Source organism: Streptomyces sp. RKND-216 (genome assembly GCF_004795255.1).
Classification (GTDB): domain Bacteria; phylum Actinomycetota; class Actinomycetes; order Streptomycetales; family Streptomycetaceae; genus Streptomyces; species Streptomyces hazeniae.
The window spans coordinates 4512747-4529716 of record NZ_SSBQ01000002.1 but is presented as its reverse complement, the minus strand read 5'-3'; the positions used below and the strand labels follow the sequence as shown (position 1 = coordinate 4529716).

The window sequence follows — 16970 nt, the reverse complement described above, 5'->3', positions numbered from 1 at the left end:
GGGTGCCGCCCATGTCCAGGAAAGGTGGCCGAACGTGACCGGACTGCGGGAGCGCAAGAAGCGGCGCACCCGAGGGGCCCTCATCCGGGTGGCGCACGAGCTGATCGTCACCCGGGGATACGACGACACCACCGTCGATCAGATCGCCGACGCCGTCGACGTCTCCCAGCGGACCTTCTTCCGGTACTTCTCCAGCAAGGAGGAGGTCGCGCTCGCGCTTCAGGACGAGACGGAGGCCGGCTTCTACGGGGCGGTGCGCGACCGCCCGGCAGAGGAGTCGCCGATCCGCGCCCTGCGCAACGCCCTCGACGCGACCTGGGACCACTTCGGCGAGGCCATCACCGAGATCGTGCCGATCGGCCTGTACATGCGGATGTGGCAGGTCATCGAGACGACGCCGTCGTTGCTCGCCGCACACCTGCGCCGGTCCACCGAGACGGAGGCCCGCCTCGCCGCACTGCTCACCGCCCGCGAGGGCCTGTCACCCGACGACCGGCGCCCCCGGGTGCTGGTCGCGTCGTTCACCGGCGTGATGCGGGCGGCCGGACGGGAGTGGGGCGAGGGCGAGGATGTCACTGTCGAGGCGGCACGCAGGACCATGGACACCTACCTCGACCTGATGGCGCCCGCGTTGAGCGACGACTGGAGTCGCCGATGACGCGCCCCGAGGGCCTTCGGCCAGTGGCACCGCGCGGCGCGGGGGACGCGCGGGCGGTCGCCGCATACGATGACCCACATGGGTGACGTTCTGGCGGGAATCCACTCCTCCTGGGAGTTCGATTCCGACTCCGTGCTCATCCGCTTCGAACGGGGGATCCGCACGCCGAAGCTCTTCCACGTGCTGGGAGAGCGGCGCATCCCGTACGAGGCACTGAGCCGGATCGAGCTTGCCCCCGGCGGGCGGCGCGGCACGATCGTGATGCGCGCGGTGCCGCGGGCCGGGGCCGACCCGCTGGTGGAGGCCGCGGACGGACAGCTCAAGGAGACCTGCGACCCGTACCGGCTGGTGCTTCCCGCGGAGCGCGAGCTGCTCGCCGACTACTACGTCAGCGAACTGCGTTCGGCACTCGGTCCGGACGCGGCCGAGCCCGCCCCGGCGCACCTGGTCGCCGCGCCCGAGCCGCCAATGTCGTTCAAGGCGTACGACGGCAAGGCGCGTTTTAACGGCAAGGAGGTGTCCTTCCGCTGGTTCTGGACGGGGGCGTCCTCGGCCAAGTGGAAGGCGGGCGACCAGACGTTCGCGGTGGGCGAGCTCGAGGGCGTGGAATGGCGCTCGCCCGAGGTCTTCAGGGGGCACCTGCGGCTGATCCCACGCGGCGCCGCCGCGCCCGCGCTACGCGCGTTCCCCGGCGTCGAGGTGGACCAGGACCCGGCCGCCGTGGTGTTCGGGCTGGGCTACGGACTGGTCCACGAGTCTCTGCCCTTCGCCGCCGCCGTGCTGGCCGCCGTACGGGAGGCGGAGCCGGTCCCGGCGCTGGACGCGGCCACCGCTCCGAACCCGCCAGGCCCCGGCCGCGGTGCGAGCGACCGGCGCGACCCGGCGGACATCGCCGAACGGATACGGCACCTCGGTGAGCTGCACGAGGCCGGGCTGCTCACCGACGAGGAGTTCTCGGCCAAGAAGGCGGACCTGCTCGCCGAGCTCTGACTTCCGCGCACGCGGGGCCGGTCCTCGGCGGCTTACAGCGCGGCGAGGACCGCGTCGGTGAAGACCGGCCACACCTCGACGGCCCACGGGCCGAAGTCGCGGTCGGTGAGCGCGACGCAGGCGGCACCGGCCTCCGGGTCCACCCACAGGAAGGTTCCGGACTGGCCGAAGTGCCCGAAAGTACGAGGCGAGGAGCGGTCGCCGGTCCAGTGCGGCGTCTTGCCGTCGCGGATCTCGAAGCCGAGTCCCCAGTCGTTCGGTGACTGGTTGCCGTAGCCGGGCAGTACGCCCTTGCGCCCGGGGAAGGCCACGCCCGTGGCCTCCTGGAGCGTCTGCGGGGCGATCAGGCGGGGGGTCTGGAGTTCCCCGGCGAAGCGCACCAGGTCGTCCGCGGTGGAGACGGCGTCCTTGGCCGGGGAGCCCGCGAGTTCGGTGTCCGACATCCCCAGCGGTGAGAGGACCGCGTCTCTCAGGTACTCCGCGAAGGGGATGTCGGTGGTCTTGGTCAGGTGCTCGCCCAGCACCTCGAAGCCGGTGTTGGAGTAGATCCGCCGCTCGCCGGGCGCCGCCACGGTCCGGTGCTCGTCGAAGGCGAGACCGGAGGTATGGGCCATCAGGTGGCGGACGGTCGCGCCCTCGGGGCCGGCCGGCTCGTCCAGCTCGAGCGCGCCCTCCTCCACCGCGACGAGTACGGCGTAGGCGGCCAGCGGCTTGGTGACGGAGGCGAGCGGGAAGCGCCGTCCGGTCTCGCCGTACTTCCCGGCGAGGGAGCCGTCCGCCGTGACGACGGCGGCGGCAGCGGCGGGCACGGGCCAGGTCTCGATCATCCGCAGGGCGCTGTCCATGCCAGGCAGCCTAACGCGGCGGAAATCGGTCCCCGAAATGCGCTTGCCTGGAGTGCACTCCAGGTCCGTAGCGTTTCCCCCATGACCGTGACGGAGCGAGAGACGGCGGACGAGACCGAGACAGCGGGCAAGGCGGCCGACGCGGACCTCTGCGCGACCCGGAGCGCCGTGCATCCGCGCCCGGACGGACGGGACCGGTACACCATCAGCGAGGTCGCGGCCTGCACCGGGCTGAGCGCGCACACCCTGCGCTGGTACGAGCGGATCGGGCTGATGTCGCACGTCGACCGCTCGCACACCGGGCAGCGACGGTTCACCAACAAGGACCTGGACTGGCTGTCACTGGTCGGCAAGCTCCGCCTCACCGGCATGCCGGTGGCCGACATGGTGCGGTACGCCGAACTCGTGCGGGCCGGCGAGCACACCGTGGACGCGCGGCGCGAACTCCTCGAGACGACCCGGCGGAACGTGCGTCTCCGTATCGCGGAACTGCGGGACACCCTCGCGGTCCTCGACCACAAGATCGGCGTCTACTCGGCGAAGCCGCAGACCCCGGCGCACTCCACGGAACCACCGACCGGCCCGGCGCAGCCCGGCGACGAGCAGACCACGGAGGCGTCGCCCTCCGGAAAGGCGGCACGGCAACGATGAACACGGAGCGGATCGGCACGGAACGGCTGGGCGCGGACGGCCCGGAGGTGGGCGCTCAGGGCCTGGGCTGCATGGGCATGAGCTTCGCCTACGGTCCCACGGACGAGGGGGCAGGCGCGCGCCACGCTGGAACGGCCGCTTGAGCTCGGTGTCACCCTCTACGACAGTGGAGACGATCGACCTGTACTACATGCGTCGCCGGGACCCGGGTGTGCCGCTAGAGGAGTCCGTCGTCGCCATGGCTGAACTGGTCCGGGAGGGCGAGGTCCGGCAGCTCGGGCTGAGCGAGGTGACGGGGGGTGAGCTGCGCACCGCGCACACCGTCCACCCCCATCGCCGCGGTGCAGTCGGAGTGGTCGGTCTTCAGCCGCGATGTGGAGGAGGACGTGGTTGGCGCCGCACGCGAGCTGGGCGTGACCTTCGTACCGTACTCGCCGCTCGGCCGGGGCTTCCTCACCGGTTCGTTCACCGAGGCGGACCGGGACCTCGGCGGCGACGACTTCCGGCGCTTCCAGCCGCGCTTCACCGGCGCCGACGCGACGGCGAACGCGGCCCTGTTGCGGCCGCTGCGACGGGTCGCCGAGGCGCACGGTGACGAGCGGCCAGGTCGCGCTGGCCTGGGTACACCAGCGGGCGGCGGTGCACGGCCTGCGCGTGGTACCGATTCCGGGCACCCGGCGTCCGGGCCGGGGCGGGTGGAGGAGAGCACGGCGGCCACCCGCCGCACGCTGACCGAAGAGGAGCTGAGCGTGCTGGAACCGGTCGCCGCGCAGGTGGCGGGCGCGCGGTACGCGGACATGGCCCTCACCTCGGCCGGACGGGAATAGCCCTTCCGCGGCGAACCCGCACCGTCCCGCGGTCAGCCGTAGGAGGGTTCGGCGTGCATCTCCCAGAGCAGCAGCTCCGTGTCACCGTGGGCGGACGCCACCAGGCCGTCCGCCGCGGTGACGCGGGCCGCGTCACCGGGTCCCAGCCGCTCACCGCCCAGACGCACCCCGCCGCGGACCACGTGCAGGTGGACGAACTGCGCGTCGGGCACCGCCGTACGTGCGCCGTCGCCGAGCCGTCGCACGTGCAGTACGGCATCGGTGCGGGGGATCGCGAACGGCGTCGCGTCGGCGATCCCCCGCACCACCTCGTACTCGGGCGGACCGCCGAAGCTTCCCGGCACCAGCCACATCTGAACGAAGCGCAGCACCCCCGTCCCGGCGTTGCGCTCCGCATGGCGGACGCCGGAGCCCGCCCCCAGGCGCTGCAGGTCGCCGGGGCGGACCAGCGTCGCGGCACCCGTCGAGTCCTGGTGTTCCAGCTCCCCCTCCACGACCCAGGTGACGATCTCCAGGTCGCGGTGCGGGTGGAGACCGAAGCCCGCTCCGGGCTCCAGACGCTCCTCGTTGCAGGCGACGAGGAGGCCGAAGCCGACGTTCTCCGGGTCGTAGAAGCCGGAGAAGGAGAATGCGTGCCGGGTGTCGATCCCGGCCGCCCTGTCGCCACCGCGGTACCGGTCGGCTGCTCGCCGTACCTCAAGCATGCAGACCACGGTAGACGCCCCCGTACCCGCGGACGGCATCGGATGAGGCAGGCTTGTGCCGTGCCCGAACCTACGGAATCCGACGAAAATCCCTCGAACGACGCCGACGGCCGGTCAGCGGAGCATCCGCACGCGGCCACGCTGCGGCGGCTCCAGCAGTCCTCCGGCAAGCTCGCCGCGGCAGCCCTGTCCCGCATGGACGAGCAGCTGCCGTGGTACCGCGCCATGCCGCCGGAGAACCGCTCCTGGATCGGGCTGGTCGCTCAGGCCGGCATCGCCGCGTTCACCGAGTGGTTCCGGCACCCGGAGACGCCGCAGGCCATCAGCACGGACGTGTTCGGCACCGCGCCGCGCGAGCTGACGCGGGCGATCACGCTGCGGCAGACGGTGGAGCTGGTGCGCACCACGATCGAGGTCGTCGAGACCGCGATCGACGAGGTCGCGGCCCCCGGGGACGAAGCGGTACTGCGCGAGGCGCTACTCGTCTACGCGCGCGAGATCGCCTTCGCCACCGCGCAGGTCTACGCCCAGGCGGCGGAGGCCCGCGGCGCGTGGGACGCCCGCCTGGAGTCCCTGGTGGTGAACGCGGTGCTGTCGGGCGAGGCGGACGAGGGCGCCGTGTCCCGTGCCGCGGCGCTCGGCTGGAACTCGCCCGAATACGTCTGCGTCGTGCTGGGCACCGCGCCCGACGGGGACAGCGAACTCACGGTGGAGGCCATCCGGCGTGCCGCGCGGCACGCGAAGCTCCAGGTGCTGACCGGTGTGCTGGGCGAGCGGCTGGTGGTGATCGCCGGCGGTTCGGACGATCCGCTGCGCACCGCCAAGTCCCTGATCGGTCCGTACGCTTCAGGCCCGGTGGTGGCCGGACCGGTCGTCGGGGACCTGCTGTCGGCCACACGGTCTGCGCAGGCCGCAGCCGCCGGGCTGAGGGCGTGTGCGGCGTGGCCGGACGCGCCACGCCCGGTGCTGGCGGACGATCTGCTGCCCGAGCGGGCGATGGCCGAAGACCCGGCGGCGCGGAAGCTCTTGGTGGAGGAGATCTACAGACCGCTGGAAGAAGCCGGCTCGGCACTGCTGGAAACTCTGAGCGTATATCTGGAGCAGGCAAGCAGTCTCGAAGGCGCGGCGCGGATGCTCTTCGTTCACCCGAACACCGTCCGCTACCGGCTGCGACGTGTGACGGACGTCACCGGCTGGTCCCCCTCCGACGTGCGTTCAGCGTTTACTCTGCGTATCGCGCTGATCCTGGGGCGTCTCGCGGACGGTGATCGAGAGCCGTAGGCTGAGCGCCGCGGGTTTGTCGGGGAGCCACAATTCCCCCGACTGTTCTTCGTCCCGGTCCCCACGGGCGGGGACCCACGTCCTCAAGAGAGAGTGTGAGAGTGCTCGTACTCGTCGCTCCCGGCCAAGGCGCCCAGAAGCCTGGCTTCCTGACCCCCTGGCTCGACCTCCCCGGCGTCGCGGACCGCCTCCGGGAATGGTCCGACGCCCTCGAACTCGACCTGGTGCACTACGGCACCAAGGCGGACGCGGAGGAGATCCGGGACACCGCCGTGGCGCAGCCGCTGCTGGTGGCCGCCTCCCTGGTGTCCGCCGGAGTGCTGCTCGAGGGCCACGACGCGGCGCGGGCGGTGGGCTCGGTCGCCGGTCACAGTGTCGGTGAACTGGCTGCCGCGGCCACCGCGGGTGTCGTGTCCCCCGCGGACGCCATGTCCCTGGTACGCATCCGCGGACGGGCCATGGCCGAGGCCGCCGCGGTGACCGAGACCGGGATGGCCGCGGTGCTCGGCGGGGACGCCGATACGGTCACCTCGCACCTCGAGCAGCTCGGGCTCACTCCCGCGAACATCAACGGCGGCGGTCAGATCGTGGCGGCCGGCACCGCCGAGCAGCTCCAGGCGCTGGCCGCCGACAAGCCGGAGGGGGCACGGGTGCGACCGCTCCAGGTCGCGGGGGCGTTCCACACGGTGCACATGGCGCCCGCCGTCGAGGCGTTGGACACCGCGGTGCGCGGCGTCGCGGTGCACGACCCGGTCCTGCCGTACGTGTCGAACGCGGACGGCCAGGTCGTGGACAGCGGTGCGGAGGTCGTACGGCGGCTGGTACAGCAGGTGGCCAGCCCGGTGCGCTGGGACCTGTGCATGGAGACGTTCGTCGCGCGCGGTGCGACCGCCCTGATCGAGGTGTGCCCGGGCGGAACGCTCACCGGCCTGGCGAAGCGCGGTATGCCGGGTGTCAGGACGCTGGCACTCAAGTCCCCCGACGATCTCGAGGCGGCCCGCACGCTCGTCGCCGAACACACCGCCGCGGCGGAATAGGAGCATCGAGAGCATGACCGCGAAGATCAGGCCCGCCAAGGGCTCCCCTCACGCGCGCATCCACGGCGTCGGCGGCTACCGTCCCACGCGGGTGGTGCCGAACGAGGAGATCCTCAAGCACATCGACTCCTCCGACGAGTGGATCCGCTCGCGGTCCGGCATCGCGACCCGCCACTGGGCCGGTCCGGAGGAGACCGTTGCCGAGATGACGCTGGAGGCCGCGGGCAAGGCGATCGCCGACGCGGGGATCACGCCGGACCAGGTCGGCGCCGTCATCATCTCGACGGTCTCGCATTTCAAGCAGACCCCGTCGATCGCCACCGAGATCGCCCACCGTCTCGGCACGGGCAAGGCCGCCGCGTTCGACATCTCCGCCGCGTGCGCCGGGTTCGGCTACGGCCTGGGCATCGCCAAGGGGCTCGTCGTGGACGGCAGCGCCGAGTACGCGCTGGTGGTCGGCGTCGAGCGGCTGTCGGACCTGACCGATCTCAAGGACCGTTCCACGGCCTTCCTGTTCGGCGACGGCGCGGGCGCGGCAGTCATCGGCCCGGCGGACGAGCCCGGCATCGGCCCCGTGGTGTGGGGCTCCGAGGGCGACAAGGCCGACGTCATCACGCAGACCGTCCCCTGGGACGCGTTCCGGGTGGGGGACGTCAACGCACTGCCGGTGGACGACGCCGGCGAACTGAAGTTCCCCGCGCTGCGCCAGGAAGGCCAGACGGTCTTCCGCTGGGCCGTCTTCGAGATGGCCAAGGTCGCCCAGCAGGCGCTGGACGCCGCCGGAGTCGCCGCGGAGGACCTGGACGTCTTCGTCCCGCACCAGGCCAACATGCGGATCATCGACTCGATGGTGAAGACTCTGAAACTCCCGGAGACGGTCACCGTCGCACGGGACGTGGAAACCACCGGCAACACCTCGGCCGCCTCGATCCCGCTCGCCATGGAGCGGCTGCTGGCGACCGGTCAGGCGAAGAGCGGCGACACGGCACTGGTCATCGGTTTCGGTGCCGGCCTCGTCTACGCGGCCGCCGTCGTTACTCTCCCCTGAAGCAGGACCACACACCTCGCAGCGCACGCCGCACCGGCACGGAGGCGGCAGCGCTGTGGCACAGCACCGGGCCGGGAAGCCGCGCCCGGGAGACCGACACAACACGAAGGAGCGCCGCAATGGCCGCCACGAAGGAAGAGATCATCGCCGGTCTCGCCGACATCGTCAACGAGATCGCCGGTATCCCCGCCGAGGACGTCAAGGAGGAGAAGTCCTTCACCGACGACCTGGACGTCGACTCGCTGTCCATGGTCGAGGTCGTCGTAGCCGCCGAGGAGCGCTTCAGCGTGAAGATCCCGGACGACGACGTCAAGAACCTCAAGACCGTCGGCGACGCCACCGAGTACATCCTCAAGCACCAGGGCTGAGCCGGACTGTCGCCGCCCTGCGGTGGCGCCGGCGCGCGTCACCGCGTACCTCAGACACGTGGAGAGAGAATTCCGATGAACACGACCCCATCCGCCGTGGTCGTCACCGGTATCGGCGCAACCACACCGCTGGGTGGCGACAGCGCATCGACCTGGGAGGGTCTCGTCGCCGGCCGGTCCGGTGTGCGTCTGCTGGAGGAGGAGTGGGCGGCCGACCTGCCCGTGCGCATCGGTGCACGGGCGGCCGCCGACCCCTCGGAGGTCATTCCGCGTCCCCAGGCGCGGAAGCTGGACCGCTCCGCGCAGTTCGCGCTGATCGCCGCCCGTGAGGCGTGGGCGGACGCCGGCTTCACCGCGCGCGCGGGCGAGGACGGCACCGTCGACCCCGACCGGCTGGGCGCGGTCGTCGCGTCCGGTATCGGCGGCGTGACCACCCTGCTCGACCAGTACGACGTGCTGCGCGACAAGGGTGTGCGCAAGGTGTCGCCGCACACCGTGCCCATGCTCATGCCGAACGGTCCCTCCGCCAACGTGGGTCTTGAGGTCAACGCGCGGGCCGGGGTGCACACTCCGGTCAGCGCCTGTGCCTCGGGATCGGAGGCCATCGGCTACGCGGTGGAGATGATCCGCACGGGCCGTGCCGACGTCGTCGTCGCCGGTGGGACGGAGGCGGCGATCCACCCGCTGCCCATCGCCGCGTTCGGCAACATGATGGCGATGTCGAAGAACAACGACGACCCGCAGGGCGCCTCCCGCCCGTACGACGCGGACCGCAACGGCTTCGTCATGGGAGAGGGCGCCGGTGTGATCGTGCTGGAGTCGGCGGAGCACGCCGCACGGCGCGGTGCGCGGGTGTACGCGGAGGCCGTCGGCCAGGGCGTCTCGGCCGACAGCCACCACATCACGCAGCCCGAGCCGAGCGGCAACGGCATCGCGCACGCGCTGCAGAACCTGATGCAGCACACCGACCTGCGCGCCGACGAGATCATGCACATCAACGCGCATGCGACGTCGACCCCGCAGGGGGACATCGCCGAGATCAAGGCACTGCGCAAGGTGTTCTCCGGCGACGTGGACCACATGGCGCTGTCCGCGACGAAGTCCATGACCGGTCACCTGCTGGGCGGTGCCGGTGGCATCGAGACGGTGGCGACGGTGCTCGCGCTGCACCACCGCCTCGCTCCGCCGAGCATCAACATCGCGAACCTCGACCCGGAGGCGGACGCCGACGTCGTCCGCGACGAGCCGCGCGAACTGCCGCAGGGCCGCATCGCGGCGCTCAACAACTCCTTCGGGTTCGGCGGCCACAACGTGGTGCTGGCGCTGCGGACGGTCTGACCTTCGGGGCCCGCACAGGCGAACGCCCCGGCCTGCCAGGTCGTCAAACCTGGCAGGCCGGGGCGTCTGCGCGTGGTGCCGTGGTGCCGTGGTGCCGTGGTGCCGTGGTGCCGTGGTGCCGTGGTGAAGGGTACTCAGACGACCTGGTGGAGCCAGCGCACCGGCGCGCCCTCGCCGGCGTACCGGAAGGGTTCGAGTTCGTCGTCCCAGGGTTTGCCGAGCAGCCGGGCGATTTCCGCCTCGAGGTCGCTCTCCCCTCGCGCGGAGCGGGACATCGCGGCGCGCAGCCGGTCCTCGGGGATCAGGATGTCGCCGTGCATGCCGGTGACGGCATGGAAGATGCCCAGCTCGGGGGTCGAGCTGTAGCGCTCTCCCTCGGCGGCGGCACACGGGTCGGCGGTCACCTCGAAGCGCAGCATGTGCCATCCGCGGAGCGCGGAGGCGAGCTTCGACGCGGTGCCCGGCTCCCCCTGCCAGGAGAACTCGGCACGCCAGGTGCCCGGGGAGGCGGGCTGTTTGATCCAGTCGAGCGCGACGCGGCCGCCCAGCACCCCTGCCACGGCCCACTCGACGTGCGGGCAGAGCGCGCGGGGCGCGGAGTGGACGAACAGGACTCCACGTGTCGTCACCGGGACCTCCAGTGCGGTTCGAGCTCCGGCCTCGCGGGCGAGCTCGAGTACCTGCCGGTCACGCGCCGGACCGGCGTCTGACATTCTGCACCATCGATCACTGACCTACCAGCTTCCGAGGTGACCAACAGTAAACACCATTGTGGTCATTCCTCCACGAATCGGGCAGGATATGACGCGATGTGATGGGTGTTCGGTTACCTGTACGCACGCGCCCCCCACGAGAGAAAGCTACCGCGCCGCTTCCGACCACGGGTGCCGTACGGTCGGGAAGGGAGACGACGCGGAAGGGAAGGCGGCGATGCGGACACGCGGACACACCGCCCGGATGGCGGTGGCCGGCGCCCTGGCCATGGCCCTGGGGTGCTCCCTGGCGGCCTGTCAGGGCGGCTCCTCACCCCCCTCCTCCTCGGCATCCAAGGCACGGCCGGGTACATCCCCTTCATCACCCGGAGCGTCCGCGGCGCCCTCGGCCTCCCCCGCATGGGACACCGACCCCGACTCCCTCGCCGCCGTCGGCGACTCCATCACCCGGGCGTTCGATGCATGCGGGCCGCTCACCGACTGCCCGAAGTCGTCCTGGGCCACCGGCACCGACCCGACCGTGGCCAGTCTCGCCTCCCGGCTCCTCGACGACCCCGGCCGCGACAGCTGGAACCTGGCGGTCTCCGGCGCGACGATGGCCGACCTCCCTCGACAGATGGCGCAGGCGGCGGACCGCGACCCGGAGTTGGTGACGGTGCTCGTCGGCGCCAACGACGCGTGCAGGCCGTCGGTCGACGCGATGACACCGGTGGCCGGCTTCCGCACGGACTTCGAGCAGGCACTGCGCACCCTCCGGGAGGAGGCTCCCGGTTCCCAGGTGTACGTGGCGAGCATCCCGGACCTGCAGCGGCTCTGGCAGGTGGGACGCGACGAGCCGGACGCCCGCCGGGTGTGGGATTACGGCATCTGCCGCTCCATGCTGGACGCGCCACGGGACACGGGTGAGGCCGCGACCGCACGCCGGGCGCAGGTCTCGGAGCGCGTGGACGCCTACAACTCCGTGCTGCGGGAGGTCTGCACGGAGGTGAGGCGGTGCCGCTGGGACGGGGGCGAAGTGCACGACTACCGCTTCACCGCGAACGCGCTCAGCCGCTGGGACTGGTTCCACCCGAGCCGGGAGGGACAGAGCGACTTGGCCGAACTCGCCTACGAGCGCATCACGGACGGCTGACTCGACGAGACCGCCGGGGCCGCCGTGCGCCCCGGCGGGGACGGCGCGCCGGGCGCCGGGGATGCGCGGCGTCACGGACTGTCAAGCATCCGTATGAGCAGGTCACGGAGCACCCGCCGCTCCAGCGGCGTGAGCTCGGCGAGCGGCTCTCGGGCGAACCCGAGCGCGCCCCGCAGGCTCGCGGCCGTCGCACTGCCGCGCTCCGTGGCCGCGGCGAGCTTGACGCGGCGATCGGCCGGGTCGGGCCGCCGCTCGACCAGGCCCCGGGCCTCCAGCCTGTCCACGATACCCGTCACGTTCGACGGCTCACACCTCAACTGCTCGGCGATGCGGCGCATCGGCGTGGGCTCACGGTCGAGCAGGGCGAGAACGCGCGCCTGCGCTCCGGTGAGCGCGTGGTCGGCGGCGGCCACCTCGTACTCCGCGTGGTAGCGCGCCACGACGCCGCCGATCAGCTCGACGACCTCGCGCGTGAGGGCGTCGGGCAGGGGCGGGACGGAGGGGGAGCCGGTCGACATGGTCTCAGCCTACCTCAAAGCTTGACAACATGAAATATCCAGGTGCAGCATTGTTTCAGCACCTGAAGCATCTGGAGGCACCACATGACTCTGCCCACCGCCGGTCGCGCCTGGCATCTGACGGCCCGCCCGCAGGGCTGGCCCACGCCCGACGGGTTCGCGCTGCGGGAGGTCCCGGTCGAGGCCCCCGGGGAGGGCCAGATCCTCGTGCGCAACCTCTACCTGTCCGTGGACCCGTACATGCGCGGCCGGATGAACGACGTCCGGTCGTACGTGCCGCCCTTCCAGCTCGACGCGCCCATGGACGGCGCTGCCGTGGGCGTCGTCGTGGCTTCCGATGCCTCAGGCTTCGCCGTGGGCGACCACGTCCTGCACGGGCTCGGCTGGCGGGAGTTCGCCACGCTCGACGCCCGGCACGCCACTGTCGTCTCCGCCGACCTGGCACCGCTCAGCACCTACCTCGGAGTTCTGGGCATGCCGGGCCTCACCGCCTACGCGGGTCTGCTGGAGGTGGGAGCGTTCACCGAGGGCGACGCGGTGTTCGTCTCCGGTGCGGCCGGCGCCGTGGGCGGCCAGGTGGGCCAGATCGCCCGGCTCAAGGGGGCTTCCCGGGTGATCGGCAGTGCGGGCTCGGACGAGAAGGTGCGGTTGCTGACCGAGGAGTACGGCTTCGACGCGGCCTTCAACTACAAATCGGGTCCGGTCGCCGAGCAGCTCCGAGCCGCCGCCCCGGAGGGGATCGACGTCTACTTCGACAACGTCGGCGGCGACCATCTGGAGGCCGCTCTCGGTGCGATGAACGTGCACGGCCGCGTCACGGTGTGCGGCATGATCGCGCAGTACAACGCCACGGAGCCACCCGCCGCGCCGCACAATCTCGCCCTGCTCATCGGCAAGCGGATCCGGATGCAGGGCATGCTCGTCAGCGACCACGCATCGCTGCAGCCGCAGTTCGTCTCGGAGGTCTCCGGCTGGATCCGCTCCGGTGACCTCACCTACCGGGAGACCGTCGTGGACGGCATCGACAACGCCCTGGACGCCTTCCTCGGCATGCTCAAGGGCGAGAACACCGGAAAGATGGTCGTCCGCCTCGCCGACTGACGGCAGCGACCCGAACCAACACCCGATCATCCGACCCCACGAGGCTCCCCGCCCTGCCTGCGCCCGCATCCTCTAGGCTCGGACCGGACCGCAGAGGTCGTGGGCGCGAGCCTCCCGGTCGGACAAGGAACGAGAGGATCTTCATGTCCATCCCATCCCTCGACGTCCAGTACACCGCGGTGGCCACCGCCCGCAACGGCCGCGACGGCCGGGTCGCATCCGACGACGGCAAGCTCGACGTGGTCGTCAACCCGCCGAAGGAACTGGGCGGCAGCGGTGAGGGCACCAACCCGGAGCAGCTGTTCGCCGCCGGCTATAGCGCCTGCTTCCAGAGCGCCCTCGGCGTCGTCGCCCGCCAGGAGAAGGCCGACATCACCGGCTCCACGGTCACCGCAGAGGTCGGCATGGGCAAGACGCCGGAGGGCGGCTTCGGCCTCAGCGTCGCCCTGCGCGCCAGCATTCCTCTGGTGGACGCCGCGACTGCCACGCAGCTGCTGGAGAAGGCGCACCAGGTCTGCCCGTACTCCAACGCGACACGCGGCAACATAGAGGTCACCCTGACCGTCGACTGACGGCAGACGGCGGACGGCAGACCCGACGGTCGTCCGCTCGGCAGGAGTGGACGGGTGGGTGGCGCCGCCCGTCCACGCCGCGCCGCGACGTCTCCGATCCACGGGTTCGCATGACGCGCTCGAGAACGTCGGCTCGATGCCCGTCGACCGACGGTTCGTCAGCCGGCCGTACGCAGCAGCCCTTTGCCAGTCGGGACGTCGGAAACGGTGGCGAGCAGGCCCATCGCTTCGGGGGAATCTGGTCAGTGGCAGGCGGCGGCTGGTCAACAGTGCGGGGGCGAGCCGTCCGGAGGCCGGCGCGGGGGCGCCCCCTCCCCCTCGGCGTCCACCACACCCGACCACTCGTGCCCCGGGGTCACCGGGTAGCGGCATAACTCCCGCGGCTTCGTGCCGTCGTACAAGGCGAGTTCCTCCGCGCAGCAGCCGGCGGCGTGCTCGGCCACGCGAACCTCCCCGGGGCCCGGCGCCGCAGCCGACCCGGTCACCAGCCGATGCGCGCCGGGCCCCTCGATGACGATCGCTCGGACCAAGGGGTCGTGGACACCGGTCGTCACACCGGCAGGCACACCTCCTGGCGCGGGCGCTCGGCCCGGTGCCGCAGACCGTGCTCGACGTCGGCTGCGGAGACGGTTGGGCCGCGGCCGTCGCCGGTCCGCTGCTGGCACCGCACCGGGTCGTCGGTGTCGACTGGTCGCAGGACGCGCTGCGCCGCGCGGCCCATCACCTGACCGCTGTACGCGGCGAACTCACCGGTCCTGGCCTGCCGTTCGCAGACGGGGTCGCGGACGCCGTGTTGTTCAGCGAGGTCATCGAGCACCTGGTCGGCCCGGACGCGGCCCTGGACGGACTGCACCGCGTCCTGCGGCCGGGCGGCCACCTGCTGCTGTCCACACCCAACCTGGCGGCCTGGTACAACCGCGGCCTTCTGCTGGCCGGGGTGCAGCCGGTGTTCTCCGAGGTGAGCCTGCGGGGCATCCACGGACGGCCCGGCGCCCAGGGGATGGGGCACCTCCGGCTCCACACGGCCCGGGCGCTGCGCTCGATGCTGCCCGCAGCGGGCTTCGAGGTGCTGGAGGTCGCCGGCGCGCCGTACCACGGCGTGCCGCGCCCGCCGCGTCCGCTGGACCGCCTCGCCTGCCGGGCGCCGTCGCTCGCCTCGATCCTGCTGGTGCACGCGCGCAGACTGCCCCGCCCGGACGAGGACGCGGACGGCACGGGGCACGAAGCGGAGGGAAGCGGCTGATGCTCTGGGGTGTCGCGGCGGCGCTGCTGGCCAACCTGCTGTTCAGCGTCGGTTTCGTGGTGGAGAAACGGGCGCTGTCCGCCACCCGCCCCGCCGCTCTCCTGGTCCATCTGCTGCGCAGCCCGCTGTGGCTGGTGGGAGCCGCGGCCCTGCTGCTCGGCTTCGGCGCACAGCTCGTCGTCTGGCGGACACTGCCGCTGGTCGCTGCGCAGGGCCTGTTCGTCACCGGGCTGGTGATGCTTGCTTCTGCTGTCCGCTCTCTGCCTCGGGGAGCAGCCGAGCGGGCGGGAGCGGCGCGGCATGGTGGCGATCCTGGCCGCGCTGGTGCTGATCGTGCTGGGTGCGGCCGACGCGCCGGTGGCTGCCGCTGGCCTCGTTCGACCTCGCCGGCCACCAGGCCCGCACCGCGCACGTGGCCGAACACGACCTGCTCCGCCGTTCTCTGGCCCCGCACCGCCGGTACGTCAACTCGGTGCCGTTCCTCCCGCCCGGGGGTCGGCCCGGAGCCGGGTGACCCCCGGCCGGCGACGCGGGGCGCGCGGTGTGACGAACGTTCACCCGGAACCGCGGTCCGTCGGACCGGTGATGGTTGTGGCGGTGAAGTGCGGCGGTCTACTGTCGCAGGGCCTTGGTGTTCGGGAAACCGGTGCGGAACCGGTGCGGCCCTCGCCACTGTGATCGGGAAGTCCGGCTCCTCCCCCGTCAAGGGAAGCCACTGGCGCGCCGCGGGAGACCGCGCGGGCCGGGAAGGCGGAGACCGGGCGGCATGACCCGTCAGCCAGGAGACCGGCCGAGGCGCGTCGTCCATCCACGAGGTGCTGGAGAGGTCTCACCCGACATGCACATAGCCGAGGGGTATCTGCCCCCGTGGCACGCGGTCGCCTGGAGCGCCGCCGCCGCTCCGTTCGTCGTCCACGGCGTCCGCAAACTGACCCGCGAGGTCCGAGAACACCCGGAGTCCACCCTGCTGCTCGGCGCCTCCGGCGCCTTCACCTTCGTCCTGTCCGCCCTCAAAATCCCTTCCGTGACGGGAAGTTGCTCGCACCCCACGGGCACCGGCCTGGGGGCCATTCTGTTCCGGCCGCCGATCATGGCGGTGCTGGGCACCCTCACCCTCCTCTTCCAGGCGTTGCTGCTGGCGCACGGCGGCCTGACCACGCTGGGCGCCAACGCGTTCTCGATGGCGATCGTGGGGCCCTGGGCCGGGTACGGCGTCTACCGGCTGCTGCGGCGGAGCGGTGGGCCGCTGATGGCCGCGGTGTTCTGCGGCGCCTTCGTCGCCGACCTGAGCACGTACTGCGTCACCAGTGTCCAGCTCGCACTGTCCTTCCCGGACCCGGCGTCGGGGTTCGTCGGCGCGCTGGCGAAGTTCGGCGGGATCTTCGCGCTCACCCAGATCCCGCTGGCGGTGAGCGAGGGCCTGCTGACCGTGCTGGTGATGCGTCTGCTGACGCGGTCCAGCACGGGTGAGCTGCGGCGCCTCGGGGTGCTGACGGAGCTCGCCGAGCGGGTCGCCGCCGCCCGTACCGAGTCCGAGCAGGAGGAGACGGCCCGATGAAGCGCGACACACGGATCAACCTGCTGCTCGTCGTGGTCGTCGCGGCGCTCGCGGTGCTGCCGCTGGTCCTCGGTCTCGGCGACCACAAGGAGGAGCCGTTCGCGGGCGCCGACGCGCAGGCGGAGACGGCGATCACGGAGAACGCCCCGGACTACGATCCGTGGGCCTCCCCCCTGTACGAACCGCCGTCCGGCGAGGTGGAGTCGGCGCTCTTCGCGCTGCAGGCGGCGCTCGGCGCGGGCGTGCTGGCCTACTACTTCGGGCTGCGCCGCCGCCGCCAGGGCGAGGCGCGGTCCGCTGGGAGCCCGGCGGGTGCTCCGGACCCGTCGGGCCCGCCCACGGAGGAGGGGGCGGACGGCGGCCGCGACACGCCCGCCTCGGCCTGA

18 protein-coding genes, 4 pseudogenes and 1 riboswitch are annotated in these 16970 nt (G+C 72.0%); of the genes and pseudogenes, 17 read left to right on the top strand and 5 right to left on the bottom strand.

What is annotated here, in order from left to right; translation table 11 throughout:
• Positions 1–34 precede the first annotated feature (34 nt).
• Entirely contained in the window at positions 35–658 is a 624-nt protein-coding gene (locus tag E4198_RS19730) for a TetR family transcriptional regulator (protein ID WP_136184326.1), read from the top strand.
• Between the two features lie 78 nt (positions 659–736).
• Positions 737–1648 (top strand): DUF4429 domain-containing protein, encoded by a 912-nt coding sequence (locus E4198_RS19725; protein WP_136184325.1) that lies wholly within the window; start codon positions 737–739, stop codon positions 1646–1648.
• A 32-nt stretch (positions 1649–1680) separates the two neighbouring features.
• Here the strand turns inward: E4198_RS19725 and E4198_RS19720 are convergent, their stop codons facing one another.
• Positions 1681–2493: a serine hydrolase domain-containing protein gene (locus tag E4198_RS19720; protein ID WP_136184324.1), complete on the bottom strand. Its 813-nt coding sequence runs from the start codon at positions 2491–2493 to the stop codon at positions 1681–1683.
• An 81-nt stretch (positions 2494–2574) separates the two neighbouring features.
• Between E4198_RS19720 and E4198_RS19715 the strand changes: the two genes are divergently transcribed.
• Together E4198_RS19715 and E4198_RS19710 are read left to right on the top strand one after the other, a co-directional pair.
• Positions 2575–3144: a MerR family transcriptional regulator gene (locus E4198_RS19715; protein WP_136184323.1), complete on the top strand. Its 570-nt coding sequence runs from the start codon at positions 2575–2577 to the stop codon at positions 3142–3144.
• A pseudogene (locus tag E4198_RS19710) lies at positions 3141–3971 on the top strand (aldo/keto reductase). The gene E4198_RS19715 and the pseudogene E4198_RS19710 overlap by 4 nt, the downstream one beginning before the upstream one ends.
• Before the next feature lie 32 nt (positions 3972–4003).
• Here E4198_RS19710 and E4198_RS19705 read toward each other — a convergent pair.
• Entirely contained in the window at positions 4004–4675 is a 672-nt protein-coding gene (locus tag E4198_RS19705) for a pirin family protein (RefSeq protein ID WP_136184322.1), read from the bottom strand.
• Positions 4676–4717: 42 nt separating this feature from the next.
• Between E4198_RS19705 and E4198_RS19700 the strand changes: the two genes are divergently transcribed.
• From E4198_RS19700 to E4198_RS19680, 5 genes are all read left to right on the top strand, one after another.
• Positions 4718–5956 carry a helix-turn-helix domain-containing protein gene (locus tag E4198_RS19700; RefSeq protein WP_247597758.1) on the top strand — a complete coding sequence of 413 codons (1239 nt, stop codon included), beginning with the start codon at positions 4718–4720 and terminating at the stop codon, positions 5954–5956.
• 101 nt (positions 5957–6057) lie between these two features.
• Positions 6058–6993, top strand: a complete 936-nt coding sequence (locus E4198_RS19695) for an ACP S-malonyltransferase (protein ID WP_136184321.1) — start codon at positions 6058–6060, stop codon at positions 6991–6993.
• 13 nt (positions 6994–7006) lie between these two features.
• Positions 7007–8041, top strand: coding sequence for a ketoacyl-ACP synthase III (locus tag E4198_RS19690; protein WP_136184320.1), 1035 nt, complete (start codon positions 7007–7009; stop codon positions 8039–8041).
• 119 nt (positions 8042–8160) lie between these two features.
• Positions 8161–8409 (top strand): acyl carrier protein, encoded by a 249-nt coding sequence (locus E4198_RS19685; protein ID WP_027762884.1) that lies wholly within the window; start codon positions 8161–8163, stop codon positions 8407–8409.
• Positions 8410–8484: 75 nt separating this feature from the next.
• Positions 8485–9747: a beta-ketoacyl-[acyl-carrier-protein] synthase family protein gene (locus E4198_RS19680; RefSeq protein WP_136184319.1), complete on the top strand. Its 1263-nt coding sequence runs from the start codon at positions 8485–8487 to the stop codon at positions 9745–9747.
• Positions 9748–9881: 134 nt separating this feature from the next.
• On the opposite strand, the gene E4198_RS19675 is transcribed toward E4198_RS19680, so the two are convergent.
• Positions 9882–10376 (bottom strand): DUF3145 domain-containing protein, encoded by a 495-nt coding sequence (locus E4198_RS19675; RefSeq protein ID WP_136184318.1) that lies wholly within the window; start codon positions 10374–10376, stop codon positions 9882–9884.
• A gap of 301 nt (positions 10377–10677) precedes the next feature.
• Here E4198_RS19675 and E4198_RS19670 point away from each other — a divergent pair, with 301 nt between their 5' ends.
• On the top strand, positions 10678–11592 hold the full coding sequence (locus E4198_RS19670; protein ID WP_247597757.1) for an SGNH/GDSL hydrolase family protein: 915 nt from the start codon (positions 10678–10680) through the stop codon (positions 11590–11592).
• Positions 11593–11663: 71 nt separating this feature from the next.
• Here the strand turns inward: E4198_RS19670 and E4198_RS19665 are convergent, their stop codons facing one another.
• Entirely contained in the window at positions 11664–12110 is a 447-nt protein-coding gene (locus E4198_RS19665) for a MarR family transcriptional regulator (RefSeq protein WP_136184317.1), read from the bottom strand.
• A gap of 84 nt (positions 12111–12194) precedes the next feature.
• Here E4198_RS19665 and E4198_RS19660 point away from each other — a divergent pair, with 84 nt between their 5' ends.
• Together E4198_RS19660 and E4198_RS19655 are read left to right on the top strand one after the other, a co-directional pair.
• Positions 12195–13211, top strand: a complete 1017-nt coding sequence (locus E4198_RS19660; RefSeq protein WP_136184316.1) for an NADP-dependent oxidoreductase — start codon at positions 12195–12197, stop codon at positions 13209–13211.
• Positions 13212–13354: 143 nt separating this feature from the next.
• The gene (locus tag E4198_RS19655) at positions 13355–13783 is read left to right on the top strand and encodes an organic hydroperoxide resistance protein (protein WP_136184315.1); all 429 of its coding nucleotides are present in this window, start codon (positions 13355–13357) and stop codon (positions 13781–13783) included.
• Positions 13784–14046: 263 nt separating this feature from the next.
• On the opposite strand, the gene E4198_RS25045 is transcribed toward E4198_RS19655, so the two are convergent.
• Complete coding sequence (locus E4198_RS25045) at positions 14047–14268, bottom strand: alcohol dehydrogenase catalytic domain-containing protein (RefSeq protein WP_281728013.1); 222 nt, start codon at positions 14266–14268, stop codon at positions 14047–14049.
• Between the two features lie 65 nt (positions 14269–14333).
• On the opposite strand from E4198_RS25045, the pseudogene E4198_RS19645 reads away from it, so the two are divergent.
• The 5 genes and pseudogenes from E4198_RS19645 to E4198_RS19630 form a co-directional block, all read left to right on the top strand.
• Positions 14334–15026: pseudogene (locus tag E4198_RS19645) on the top strand (methyltransferase domain-containing protein); the annotation flags it as partial.
• Positions 15026–15365 (top strand): annotated as a pseudogene (locus E4198_RS25590) (hypothetical protein); the annotation flags it as partial. The pseudogenes E4198_RS19645 and E4198_RS25590, both read left to right, overlap by 1 nt.
• A gap of 13 nt (positions 15366–15378) precedes the next feature.
• Positions 15379–15540, top strand: a pseudogene (locus E4198_RS19640) (FkbM family methyltransferase); the annotation flags it as partial.
• Between the two features lie 98 nt (positions 15541–15638).
• Positions 15639–15836, top strand: a riboswitch (cobalamin riboswitch).
• Positions 15837–15864: 28 nt separating this feature from the next.
• Positions 15865–16584, top strand: coding sequence for an energy-coupling factor ABC transporter permease (locus E4198_RS19635; protein ID WP_136184312.1), 720 nt, complete (start codon positions 15865–15867; stop codon positions 16582–16584).
• Positions 16581–16970 carry an energy-coupling factor ABC transporter substrate-binding protein gene (locus E4198_RS19630; protein ID WP_136184311.1) on the top strand — a complete coding sequence of 130 codons (390 nt, stop codon included), beginning with the start codon at positions 16581–16583 and terminating at the stop codon, positions 16968–16970. Before E4198_RS19635 ends, E4198_RS19630 begins: the two co-directional genes overlap by 4 nt.